General features: G+C 73.5%; 1 protein-coding gene. It reads left to right on the forward strand.

Features of this window, described 5'->3' with window-relative positions; translation table 11 throughout:
- Positions 1-82: 82 nt before the first annotated feature.
- Positions 83-14,035 carry a non-ribosomal peptide synthetase gene (locus M1P99_RS03460; protein ID WP_304451228.1) on the forward strand — a complete coding sequence of 4,651 codons (13,953 nt, stop codon included), beginning with the start codon at positions 83-85 and terminating at the stop codon, positions 14,033-14,035.
- Positions 14,036-14,096: the final 61 nt, after the last annotated feature.

Below are 14,096 nucleotides of genomic sequence, written 5' to 3' on the forward strand. Positions count from 1 at the left end.
GCTTCCGGCCACCGAGGTCCCCCTCGCCCCGCGGCCCCTGTCACCGGCCGGCCTCCTCCCTCCAGAACCCCAGGAGTAGATCGTGCTGTCCCCCCAGGACTCGTCCGACCGCACCTTCCCGGCGCTCTTCGCCGAGCGGTCCGCCCAGCGCCCCGAGGCGGTCGCGCTGTCGACTGAGGATGAGACGCTCACCTACGCGGAACTCTCCGCCCTCGTCGAGCGGCGGGCCCGCGGACTCGCCCGGCACGGCGTCCGCCCCGGGGACACGGTCGGGGTGTGCCTCGACCGCGGTCGCGAACTGGTCGTCTGCCTCCTCGCCGCCATGCGGGCCGGAGCCGCCTACCTCCCCCTGGACCCCGCCTACCCGGCCGAGCGCCTGGCGTACATGCTCTCCGACTCCGGGACGGACCTGGTCCTCACCGACGCCGCCTCGGCCGCGTCGCTGCCCGGGGGGGTCCGGGCCCTGACCGCCTCGGAGGTCGAGGGGGCCGAGCCGCTCCCCGACACCCGTCCCCTGCCCGACGACGTCGCCTACGTCATCTACACCTCCGGATCCACCGGCCGTCCCAAGGGCGTGCTGGTCACCCACCGGGGCGTGGCCGACCTGGCCGCCACGCAACGGGTCCGCATGGAGGTCGCCCCCGAGTCCCGGGTCCTGCAGTTCGCCTCGCCGAGCTTCGACGCCTCGGTGTTCGAGGTGTGCATGGCCCTGCTCAACGGGGCCGCCCTGGTCGTCCTGCCCCGGCACCTGCTGCTCGGCGAGGCGCTGGTGGCGACCCTGCGCGACCACCGGATCAGCCACGTGACCCTGCCCCCGGCCGTGCTGCCGGGTCTCTCGCCGCAGGGCCTGTCGGACCTGCGGGCGGTGATGGTGGCGGGCGAGTCCTGCCCGGGCGAGATCGTGGACCTGTGGGCCCGCGGACGCCGGATGTACAACGGCTACGGGCCCACCGAGGCGACCGTGTGCGCGACGATGAGCGCGCCCCTGTCCGGTGACGCGGTGCCTCCGATCGGCCGGGCCGTCGACGGCACCACGGTCCACGTTCTGGACGAGCGGCTCCGCCCGGTCGGGCCGGGCGGCACCGGGGAGCTCTACATCTCCGGTGCCGGACTGGCCCGCGGCTACCACGGCCGGTCCGGTCTCACCGCGGCCCGCTTCGTCGCCGACCCGTTCGGGCCCGCGGGGTCGCGGATGTACCGGTCCGGCGACGTCGTGCGCGTGCGCCCGGACGGCGACCTGGAGTTCCGCGGCAGGAGCGACGACCAGGTCAAACTGCGCGGCTTCCGGATCGAGCCGGGCGAGGTCGAGACCGCCGCGACCCGGGTCCCGGGAGTGGCCAACGCCGCCGTCCTGGTGCGCGAGGACCGCCCCGGCGTGCGCCGCCTGGTGGCCTACGTGGCCGGGGACCCCCACCGGCCCGTGCCGGTCGGGGAGCGGGTGCGCGCGGCCCTGGCCGAGGCGCTGCCCGCCCACATGGTGCCGTCCGCGGTGGTGGCGCTGGAGGCTCTGCCCACCACCCCCAACGGCAAGATCGACCGCGCCCTGCTGCCCGTCCCGGAGGAGGCCGTCGCGGGACCGGAGTACGTGGCCCCGCGCGAGGGCGCCGAACGGGTGGTCGCCGAGGAGTTCGCCTCCGCCCTGGGACTGGACCGGGTCGGTGCGCACGACGACTTCTTCGCGCTGGGGGGCGACTCGATCCTCGCCGTCCGCGCCCTGTCCCGCGTCGAGGCCCGCCTGGGCACGGCCCTGGACCGCCGGTCGGTGTTCACTCTGCCGACCCCGGCCCTGCTGGCGGCCCAGGGCGTGGGCGCCGCGGGGACCGTGCGGCCGATCGCCCGCACCGACCGGGACCGGCCCCTGCCCCTGTCGGCGGCGCAGCGCCGCCTGTGGTTCCTCCACCAGCACGACCCGGGCAGCACCGAGTACTACACGGGCAGCGCCTACCGGCTGACCGGGCGGCTCTCGGTCCGCGCGCTGCGGGACGCCCTCACCGCGCTACAGCGCCGGCACGAGGCCCTGCGCACCACCTACGCCACCACCGACGACGGACCCGTGCAGCTGGTCCGCGAGCCGTGGGACGGCCACGACCTGCTGGCGCGGTGCGATCTGAGCGGCACGGACCGGCCGGGAGGCGAGCGGCTGGCCGCGGTGCTCACCGCCGAGGTCGAGCGGCCCTTCGACCTCGTGGACGGCACCCCCTTCCGCGCCCTGCTGGTCCGGCTCGACGAGGACGAGCACGTGCTCGTGCTCAGCGCGCACCACATCGCCTGTGACGGCTGGTCGGTGGACATCATCGGCCGGGACCTGGCGGAGCTGTACCGGGCCGCGGCGGACGGGGCACCGAGCGGGGCGGCCGGATCGGAGCGGGTCGACTACGCCGACTTCGCGGTCTGGGAACAGGGCCGCTGGAGCGCGCACGAGGTGCGCGACCGCCTGGCGTACTGGACGCGCGAACTCGACGGGGCACGCCCTCTGGAGGTGCCCACCGACCGGCCCCGCCCCGCCACGCGGACGACCGCGGGCGCGGTGCACCGGCTGGACCTGGGCCCCGATCTGACCGGGGCGCTCAAGGATCTGGGGCGGCGCAGCGGATCGACCCTGTTCACCACGCTCACCGCGCTCACGCAACTGCTGCTGTCCAGCGCCTCGGGCAGCCGGGACGTCACCCTCGGTGTGGCCTCGGCCGGGCGCGACCACCACCAGGTCGACGACATGGTCGGGTTCTTCGTCAATCCGGTCGTGGTCAGATCCCGGATCGATCCCGCCGCCACGGTCGGGACCCTCCTCGACCAGGTGCGCCGCACCGTCCTGGCCGCGCTCGACCACGAACTGCCCTTCGAACGGGTCGTGGACGCGGTGGCCACCGACCGCGACCCGAGCCGGACCCCGCTCTTCCAGGCCCTCATGGTGCTCCAGAACGCCCACTCCGGGGAACTCGGCCTGCCCGGACTGGACGCGCGCCCTCTGGACCTGCCGCGAACGTCCTCCCTGTTCGACCTGGTCTTCGAGTTCACGGAGCGGGACGGGGGGCTGCGGCTCACGGTCGAGTACAACACCGACCTGTACGACGGGGACCGGGTCGCCGGGCTCGCCGAGGGTCTGCGGCTGATCGCGGGCCTGCTGGTGGCCGACGCCGACCTGCCGGTGGCGCGGATCGACGTCCGCCCGGAGTCGGAGCGGCGCGCCCTCACCTCCTGGGAGGGGCACGGCCCGGTGGGTGCCACCGCCTCGGTCCCGGACGTGTTCGCCGAACAGGTCGCCCGCGATCCCGCGGGCGTGGCGGTCTCCGGTCCGGCCGGGGAGCTGTCCTACGCCGAACTCGACGCGGCCTCGGCCGACCTGGCCGTGCGCCTGCGCGTGCACGGAGCGGGAGCCGAGTCCCCGGTCCTGCTGGTCCTGGAACGGGGACCGCACGTGGTGACGGCGATGCTCGCGGTACTGCGCGCGGGTGCCGCCTACGTCCCGGTCCACGCGGACGACCCGGCCGAGCGGGTGGGGCGGCTGGCGGAGGAGACCGGGGCTGTCTGCGCGGTCACCGACGCGGTGTCCGCCGAACGCCTGCCGAACCGCCTCGGCCTGCCCGTCGTGCGCCTCGACGGCGTGGCCGGAACCGTTCCGGCGGAGGACGGGTCCGACCCCGGTGGCACCGCCTCCACCGCGGACGCCGACGCCGACGCGGTCCACGTGGCTCCGGAGCACCTGGCCTACGTGATGTTCACGTCCGGCTCCACGGGCGTACCCAAGGGCGTGGCCGTCACGCACGACGACATCGTCCGGCTGGCGCGCGACCGGCGCTGGCGCGGTGGCGGGCACGACCGGGTGCTCTTCCACGCCTCGCACGCCTTCGACGCGGCCACCTACGAGATCTGGGTACCCCTGCTCAACGGGGGGACGGTCGTGGTCGCCCCGCCCGAACGCCTGGACGCCGAGGGGTTCGCCGCCGTGGTCGAGCGACACGGTGTCACGGGCACGTTCGTGACCTCTTCGCTGTTCAACCTGTACGCCTCGCAGGCACCCGGCTGCTTCGCCGGGCTCCGGGAGGTGCTCACCGGGGGCGAGGCCGCCAACCCCGGTGCTCTGGAGCGCGTCCGCCGGGCGTGTCCGCACACCCTGGTCGCCAACGTCTACGGACCGACCGAGGCGACCACGTACGTCACCCGGTTCCCGTTGGAGGGCACGGGACCGGTCCCGGAGCCGGTACCGATCGGCGGTCCGCTCGACGGCACCCGGCTGCACGTCCTGGACGGGCTGCTTCGACGCACCCCCGCGGGTGCCGTGGGCGAGTTGTACATCGGTGGCGCGGGTGTGGCGCGCGGGTACTGGGGGCGGCCGGGACTGACCGCCGAGCGGTTCGTCGCCGACCCGTTCGGGTCGGGCGGTCGCCTCTACCGCACGGGCGACCTGGTGCGCTGGAACCGCGACGGCCGACTGGAGTACGTCGGCCGCGCCGACGCCCAGGTCAAGCTGCGGGGCTTTCGGATCGAACTCGGCGAAGTCGAGTCGGCGCTGCTGCGCCGTCCCGAGGTGGCCGAGGCGGTGGTGCTCGTCCACCGTTCGGAGTCGGGCGTGCGACGTCTGGTCGGCTACGTCGTGGGCGAGCGGGGACGCCTGTCCGAGGACGCGGCGGAGGAGGTGCGGGCCGCACTGGCCCGGGAGCTGCCGGCGTACATGGTGCCCCAGGTGCTGGTGGCGCTGGAGGCGATGCCGTTGAACGCCAACGGCAAGGTGGACCGGCGGTCCCTGCCCGAGCCGTCCGCCGAGAGCGGGGGTGAGAGCTTCACGGCCCCGCGGTCGGAGACGGAGCGGGTACTGGCCGAGGTGTTCGCCTCCGTGCTCGGTGTGGACCGCGTCGGCGTGCACGACGACTTCTTCGCCCTGGGCGGCGACTCGATCCTGAGCATCCAGCTGGTCTCCCGCGCCCGCCGCGCCGGGATCGCCCTCACGTCCAAACAGGTCTTCTCCCACCCTTCCGTCGCGGCCCTGGCCGAGGTCGCCGAACCCGAGAGCGGCGCGGCACCCGCTCCGACCGGACCGGTCCACGGGCCGGTGACCGCGACCCCGATCATGCGGTGGTTCCTGCGGACACACCCCGTCGCACCGGGGCACTTCAACATGTCGGTGCTGCTCGACCTGGTGGCGGACTTCGACGCCGGCGCCCTACCGCGGGTGGCCGCGGCCCTGCTGGAGCACCACGACATGCTCCGCCTCCGGATGGACGCCTCCGGGGCCTTCCGTATCGCCGGGGCCGACGGCACCGAGCCGCCCATCGAGACGGTGGACCTGTCCGACCTGCCCGGGGAGCGGGCCGAGGAGGTGCTGTCGGAACGCGTCCACGCGGCGCAGGCCTCCCTGGACCTGGCGTCCGGGCCGGTGGTGCGCATGGTGCTCTTCACCGGAGGAACCACCCCCCGCCTGCTCATCACCGCCCACCACCTCGTCGTCGACGGCGTCTCCTGGCGCGTCCTCCTCGAAGACCTCACCACCGCCTACCGCCAGGTCCGCGAGGGCCGACCGATCGACCTCGGCCCCCGCACCACCCCCTTCCCGGTCTGGGCCGACCGGCTCGCCGAGGCCGTCCGCGAGGGCCGCTTCGACGACCAGGCCGATCACTGGACCGCCCTGGCCGACGTCGCCACCGACCTGCCCCGCGACCTCGACGGGCAGGGCAACGGCCCCATCTCCTCCCAGCGCACCGTCTCCGCCCACCTCCCGGCCGAGACCACCCAGGCCCTCCTGCGCGAAATCCCCCCGGTCTTTCGCACCCAGGTCAACGACCTCCTCCTCGCCGCCCTGGGCCGGGTCCTCACCGCCTGGGCCGGACACGACCGCCTGCTCATCGACCTCGAAGGCCACGGCCGCGAAGACCTCTTCGACCACACCGACCTCTCCCGCACCATCGGCTGGTTCACCACCCTCTTCCCCCACGCGGTGGGCGGCGTCCCCGACTGGGCCCACCAGATCAAGGCCACCAAGGAGGCCCTCCGCGCCGTCCCCGACCGCGGCCTCGGCTTCGGCGCCCTACGCCACCTGGGCGACGACGACCGGCGCGCCCACCTGGAACGGATCCCCGCTCCCGAGGTCAGCTTCAACTACCTCGGCCGCTTCGACACCCGCACAGAGACCGTGTACACCGGTCTGCGCTTGAACGCGGGCGGCGAGTACGACCCTCGGGAGGAACGCGCCCACCTGCTGGACGTGGTGGGCCGGATCGAGGACGACGCCCTCGTCTTCGACTGGATCTTCTCCGACCGGGCCCATGACCCGGCGACCATGGCCGCTCTCGCGGAGCGATTCGTCGACGCCCTGCGTGACCTGGTGGAGTTCTGCCGTCGGGAGGGTGTCGGCGGCGCCACACCCTCCGACTTCCCCCTCGTCCGCCTCGACCAGGCCGCGGTCGACCGCCTCGCCGCACCCGGAGTACAGGACATCCTGCCCCTGACCCCCATGCAGCAGGGCATGCTCTTCCACTCCCTGGCCGAGGAGGGTTCCGGGGCGGCCTACCTCGAACAGCTCACCATCCGCCTGGACGGGATCGAGGACCCCGCACGACTCGCCCGCGCCTGGCAGCACGTGGTCGACTCCACCCCCGCCCTCCGCTCCGTCCCCGCCTGGGACGCACTCGACACCCCCGTCCAACTCGTCCACGAACACACCCCCCTGCCCGTCACCGTCCTGGACTGGCGCGACCTGGACCCCGACGACCAGGAACACGCCCTGGCCGACCTGCTCACCCAGGACCAGCGAACCGGCATCGACCTCGCCCGCGGCCCCCTCATGCGCGTCGCGGTCGCCCGCCTCACACCCTCGCGGGTGGCGCTGGTGTGGACCTTCCACCACCTGCTCCTGGACGGCTGGAGCCTGCCGCTCGTCCTGTCCGACGTCTTCACCGCCTACCGCGGCACACCCCTCCCCACCCGACCGCCCTTCCGCGACCACCTCGCCTGGACCGCCCGGCAGGACGAACAAGCCGGACTCCACCACTGGCGCGAGACCCTCACCGGCATCGAATCCCCCACCCCGCTCCCCTACGACCGCGCACCCGCGCAGGTCCACGGAACCAGCTCCTCCGCCCGGACCGGGCACACCCTGTCCGCCGGCCTGACCGATCGGGTCCACCGGTTCGCGCGTGAGCAGGGCCTGACCGTGAACGCCCTCGTCCAGGGAGCCTGGGCCCTCCTGCTCTCCACACACTCCGGCGACACCGACATCGTCTTCGGCGCCACCACCTCCGGACGCCCCGCCGACCAACCCGACGTCGAGAACACCATCGGCATCTTCATCAACACCCTGCCCGTACGCATCCACATCACCCCCCACACACCCGTCGCCACCTGGCTCCACACCCTCCAGGACACACTGACGGAATCCCGCCAGTACGAGCACCTGCCCCTCACCCGGCTCCAGGCGCTCTCACCCCTGCCCGGCGACACGCCCCTGTTCAACAGCCTGGTGGTGTTCGAGAACTACCCCGTGGACGAACGGGCCGCCCAGGACCACGGCATCACGGTCCTCGGCGTCACCGCCGACGAGGCCACCAACTACCCGCTGACCCTGGTCGCCTACGACGGCGACCGGATCGACACCCAGCTCCGCTACGACCCCGACCTCTTCGACGCCGCGACGGCCGAGCGTCTACTGGCCCGCCTCGCCTTCCACGTCGAGTCCCTGGTCACCGCCCCCACGAGGCCGCTGCGGCAGTTGCCGCCGCAGACCGGCGCCGAGCGCGACGTCGTCACCGCGTGGGGAGACGGCGGACCCTCGCGGGACGAACGCACACTCGTGGACCTCTTCGCCGAACAGGTGCGGCTGCGCCCCGACGCCCCCGCGCTCATCGGCGACGGCGCGGAGTGGAGCTACGCCGAACTGGACGCGCGCAGCGACGCCCTGGCCGCCCGCCTGCGCGGGCTCCGCGCCGGGCGCGGCTCGATCGTCGGTGCCTCGCTCCGGCGCGGACCCGGCCTGATCACCGCCCTCCTCGCGATCGTCAAGGCCGGTGCCGCCTACCTGCCCGTCGACCCCGAATACCCGGCCGAGCGCCAGGACTTCATCGTGCGCGACTCCGGGGTGCGCCTGCTGATCACCGAGGAGGACACGGAGCGCGCACAGGAGCGGCCGGACGCCGCCGTGCCGACACGCCTCACGCTCGCCGACCTGGCCGAGCGGCCGGTGCCCGCGGCGGACACGGCCGTCGCGCCCGGCCCGGACGACCTCGCCTACGTCATCTACACGTCCGGGTCGACCGGGACCCCCAAGGGCACCATGGTGACCCACCGGGGGATCGGCGCGTTCGCCGCGTCCATGGCCCACCGCTTCGGCACCGAACCCGGCTGGCGGGTCCTGCAACTGGCCTCGTCCAGCTTCGACGCCTCGGTGATGGAGGTGCTGATGGCCTTCGGCGCGGGGGCCGCTCTGGTGGTGCCCGAGCCCGGCCCGCTGGTCGGCGAGGAACTGGCGGAGGCGCTGCTGCGCCACGGCGTCAACCTGACCATCATCCCGCCGTCCGTGCTGGCCTCCGTGCCGCCCGGGGACTTCCCGGACCTGCGCACGCTCGTGGTCGGCGCGGAGGCGTGCCCCGCCGAACTGGTCCACCGGTGGGCGCCCGGCCGCCGCATGGTGAACGCCTACGGGCCGACGGAGATCACCATCGCCGCCTCGCTCAGCGACCCGCTGGCACCGGGGCACGCCCCGCCGATCGGCCGTCCCGTCCAGGGCGCGCGGCTGCACGTCCTCGACCGTCTCCTGCGGCCGGTCCCGACCGGTGTCGTCGGTGAGCTCCACGTCGGTGGCGCGGGTGTGGCGCGCGGGTACTGGGGGCGGCCGGGACTGACCGCCGAGCGGTTCGTCGCCGACCCCTTCGGCTCCGGCGGACGCCTCTACCGCACCGGCGACCTGGTGCGCTGGAATCACGACGGCCAGTTGGAGTACGTCGGCCGCGCCGACGCCCAGGTCAAGATCCGGGGCCTGCGCATCGAACCCGGCGAGGTGGAGTCGGCACTGGTCGCCCTGCCCGGGGTCCGGCAGGCCGCGGTCACGGTTCGCCGGGACGCTCCCGGCGGCGCGGCCCTGGTCGGCTACGTGGCGGGACAGGCCGACCCCGCCCAGGTGCGGGACCGGCTCGTCCGGACGCTGCCCGCGCACTTGGTCCCGGCGGTCATCGTGCCGGTGGAGACCATGCCGCTCACGCCCAACGGCAAGACCGACCACCGGGCGCTGCCCGCACCCGACTGGGCGGCGATGGCCGCTGCGTACGTGGCCCCGCGGTCGGAGTCGGAGCGGGTACTGGCCGAGGTGTTCGCCTCCGTGCTCGGTGTGGACCGCGTCGGCGTGCACGACGACTTCTTCGCCCTGGGCGGCGACTCGATCCTGAGCATCCAGCTGGTCTCCCGCGCCCGCCGCGCCGGGGTCACGCTCACCTCCACACAGGTCTTCTCCCACCCTTCTGTCGCGGCCCTGGCCGAGGTCGCCGAACCCGAGAGCGGCGCGGCACCCGCTCCGACCGGACCGGTCCACGGGCCGGTGACCCCGACCCCGATCATGCGGTGGTTCCTGGACTCGCGTGCGGAGGGCCCGGACGGGTTCGTCATGTCGGTGCTGCTGGACCTGGTGGCGGACTTCGACGCCGGCGCCCTGCCGCGGGTGGCCGCGGCCCTGCTGGAGCACCACGACATGCTCCGCCTGCGCCTCTCCGGCGACGGAACCCGGATCCTTCCTGAGGAGAGGGTCGAAGCGGTCCTGACGACGGTCACGGACTCCGGCGTGACGGCGGTGGAGGAGCACACCGAGCGCCTCCGTGAGCAGATCGACCTGGTGTCCGGGCCGGTGGTGCGCATGGTGCTCTTCACCGGAACAACCACCCCACGCCTGCTCATCACCGCCCACCACCTCGTCGTCGACGGCGTCTCCTGGCGCGTCCTCCTCGAAGACCTCACCACCGCCTACCACCAGACCACCAGCGGACAGCCCATCGACCTCGGCCCCCGCACCACACCCTTCCCCACCTGGGCCGACCGCTTGGCCGAAGCCACCAGAGAAGGCCGCTTCGACCACGAAACCGACCACTGGACGTCCCTCGCGGACGTGCCCGCCGACATCCCCCGCGACCACCCCAGCCAGGACAACGGCCCCGTCTCCTCACAGCACACCGTGTCCGCACAACTCTCGACCGAGACCACACAAGCCCTTCTGCGCGAGATCCCACCGGTCTTCCGCACCCAGGTCAACGACCTCCTCCTCGCCGCCCTCGCACACGTCCTGACCTCCTGGACCGGACACGACCGCCTCCTCATCGACCTCGAAGGCCACGGCCGCGAAGACCTCTTCGACCACACCGACCTCTCCCGCACCATCGGCTGGTTCACCACCCTCTTCCCCATCGCACTGCACACCGCCCCCGACTGGGCCACCCGGATCAGAACCACCAAGGACATGCTCCGCGCCCTGCCCAACCACGGCCTCGGCTACGGCGCCCTGCGCCACCTCGGCTACGACCACCAGCGCACCGCACTACACCGCATCCCCGAACCACACATCAGCTTCAACTACCTCGGCCGCTTCGACACCCGAACGGAGACCGGAGCGCCCTACACCGCCATGGCCCTGGGCGGCGCAGACTCCCCCGGTACCGACCGGGCGCACCTGCTGGACGTGGTGGGCCGGGTGGTCGACGAGCGGCTGGTCCTCGACCTGGCCTACTCCGACCTGGTGCACGACGAAGGCACCGTCCAGGACCTGGCGGACGGCCTGGCCGGGGCGCTGACCGACCTGGTGGAGTTCTGTCGGGGGGAGGGCGTCGGCGGCGCCAGTCCCTCCGACTTCCCGCTCGTGCGCCTCGACCAGGCCGCGGTCGACCGCCTCGCCGCACCCGGAGTGCAGGACATCCTGCCCCTCACCCCCATGCAACAGGGCATGCTCTTCCACTCCCTGCTGGACGAGGGCTCCTCGTACCTGGAGCAGATCACCGTGCGTCTGGACGGGATCGAGGACCCCGCACGACTCGCCCGCGCCTGGCAGCACGTGGTCGACTCCACCCCCGCCCTCCGCTCCGTCCCCGCCTGGGACGCACTCGACACCCCCGTCCAACTCGTCCACGAACACACCGCCCTGCCCGTCACCGTCCTGGACTGGCGCGACCTGGACCCCGACGACCAGGAACACGCCCTGGCCGACCTGCTCACCCAGGACCAGCGAACCGGCATCGACCTCGGGACAGGACCGCTGTTGCGCATCACCGTGGTGCGGTTGGCCCCGGCCCGGGTGGCGCTGGTGTGGACCTTCCACCACCTGCTCCTGGACGGCTGGAGCCTGCCGCTCGTCCTGTCCGACGTCTTCACCGCCTACCGCGGCACACCCCTCCCCACCCGACCGCCCTTCCGCGACCACCTCGCCTGGATCACCCGGCAGGACGAACAAGCCGGACTCCACCACTGGCGCGACACCCTCACCGGCATCGAATCCCCCACCCCGCTCCCCTACGACCGCGCACCGGAGGACGTACGGACGGCCCGTTCCAGGGTCCGTGTCGAGACGCACCTGTCCGAGGAGCGCTCCGCGGCCGTGCACCGGTTCGCGCGTGAGCAGGGCCTGACCGTGAACGCCCTCGTCCAGGGAGCCTGGGCCCTCCTGCTCTCCACACACTCCGGCGACACCGACATCGTCTTCGGCGCCACCACCTCCGGACGCCCCGCCGACCAACCCGACGTCGAAAACACCATCGGCATCTTCATCAACACCCTGCCCGTCCGCATCCACATCACCCCCCACACACCCGTCACCACCTGGCTCCACACACTCCAGGAACAGCAGGTCACCGCTCGGCAGCACGACTACCTGCCGCTGTCGCGGATCCAGGGCGAGGCCGGGCTGCCGGGTGACACCCAGCTCTTCGACAGCCTGGTGGTGTTCGAGAACTACCCCGTGGACGAACGGGCCGCCCAGGAGCACGGCATCACGGTGGTGGACACGGACGCCGAGGAAGCCACCAACTACCCGCTCGCGCTCAGCGCGTACTCCACCGACCGGATCCGTCTGCTCATCGGCTACGAGCCCGACCACTTCGACGCCGACACCGCCGACCGGCTGCTCGACGACCTGTCGGAGATCCTCAACGCACTGGTCCAGGATCCGGACCGCCCCCTGGGGGCCGTGGGCGGCGCGGACGCCTCCGCCACCGCCGCCTTCACCGACGGCGCCGCACTGGACGTGCCCGAACGCACGGTGACCGAACTGTTCGCCGAACAGGTGCGGCTGCGCCCCGACGCCCCCGCGCTCATCGGCGACGGCGCGGAGTGGAGCTACGCCGAACTGGACCGGCGGGCCGAGGAGGTGGCCGACCACCTGCGTGCCCACGGGGCCACCCACGAGTCCCGGGTGTTCCTGTCGATGCCGCGCTCGCCGCGTGTGGTCGCCGCCATGCTGGGGGTCCTCAAGGCGGGGGCCGCCTACGTCCCGCTGCACGACACCGTCCCCGCCGAGCGGATCACGGCCCTGGCCGCCGACAACGGCGTGGACACCGCGATCGCCGACCCGGAGGCCCTGGACCTGTTCACCGGGGCCGCCCCGATCACCGTGCACCGGTACGACGCCGACGGGATCACCGCCGTGGCCATGGAACGCACCGGCCCGCCCGCCGCCACCGGCGGCGCGGATCGCGCCGACCGGGCGGACGGGACCCCGGCCACCGCCGCACAGGTGCGGTCCCTGCCCTCCTCGGCCGCCTACGTCATGTTCACCTCCGGGTCCACGGGCACGCCCAAGGGCGTGGTGGTCGACCACCGCAACATCGTGGCCCTCACGCGCGACGGCCGGTGGCCGGGGGCGCACGATCGGATCCTGTTCCACTCCCCGCACGCCTTCGACGCGGCCACCTACGAGATCTGGGTGCCCCTGCTCAACGGCGGCACCGTCGTGGTGGCCCCCGACCACGGTGTCACCTCCGACATGGTCCGGCAGGGCGTGGCCGAGCACGGGGTGGGCGCGGTGTTCCTCACCACCGCCCTGTTCAACCTCTTCGCCCAGCAGGACCCCGGCTGCTTCGCCGGGCTGCGACAGGTGTGGACCGGCGGCGAGGCCGCCGACCCGGCCTCGTTCACCCGTGTGCTGGAGGCCTGCGAGGACACCGAGGTCGTGCACGTCTACGGACCGACGGAGACCACCACCTTCGCGACGTGCACCCCGATCGGCCCGGACCGGGCGCGGGACGCCGACTGCCCGATCGGCCGACCGATGGACGGTACCCGCACGCACGTGCTCGACGCGGCTCTGCGGCCGGTCCCCGTCGGCGCGGTCGGCGAGCTCTACATCGCCGGCGACGGCGTCGCACGCGGCTACGACCGCCGGCCGGGACTGACCGCCGAGCGGTTCGTCGCCGACCCCTTCGGCTCCGGCGGACGCCTCTACCGCACCGGCGACCTGGTGCGCTGGCAGGCGGACGGGCAGATCGACTTCGTCGGCCGCGCCGACGGCCAGATCAAGCTCCGCGGGTTCCGGATCGAGCTCGGCGAGATCGAGAGCGCACTGGCGGCGGGCGCGGGCGTCGCACAGGCCGCGGCGGCCGTGGTCGCCCCGCCCTCCGGCGGCCGGGTCCTGGCCGGATACCTGACCGAGTCCGCGCCCGGCGCCGTGGACACCGCGGCGGTGACCGAGGAGCTCGCCCGGTCACTGCCCGCGTACATGGTCCCCTCGGTCCTGACCGTCCTGGCGTCGCTTCCGCTCAACGCCAACGGCAAGGTCGACCGCCGGGCGCTGCCCGAGCCGGACTGGGCGCGGATCACCGAGAGCCGGTACGTCGAGCCGAGCACCCCCACCGAGGAACTCGTGGCCGAGGTCTGGGCCGACGTGCTCAAGCTCGACCGCGTCGGGCGCGGCGACAACTTCTTCGACGTCGGCGGCGACTCGGTGAAGAGCATCCAGGTCGTCGGGGAGATCCGGGAGGCCCTCGGCGTCACCGTGCCCACCCGGGCCCTGTTCGACCACCAGACCGTCCAGGCCTACGCGGCAGCGGTCGAGGACGCGCTCATGAGCGAACCGGCGGACTGACCCCTCGCGGCGCGGGCCGTCCGGTCCGCGTCCGGCGCCCTGTCCCCGCATCCTCCCAGCC

Source organism: Nocardiopsis sp. YSL2 (genome assembly GCF_030555055.1).
GTDB lineage: Bacteria > Actinomycetota > Actinomycetes > Streptosporangiales > Streptosporangiaceae > Nocardiopsis.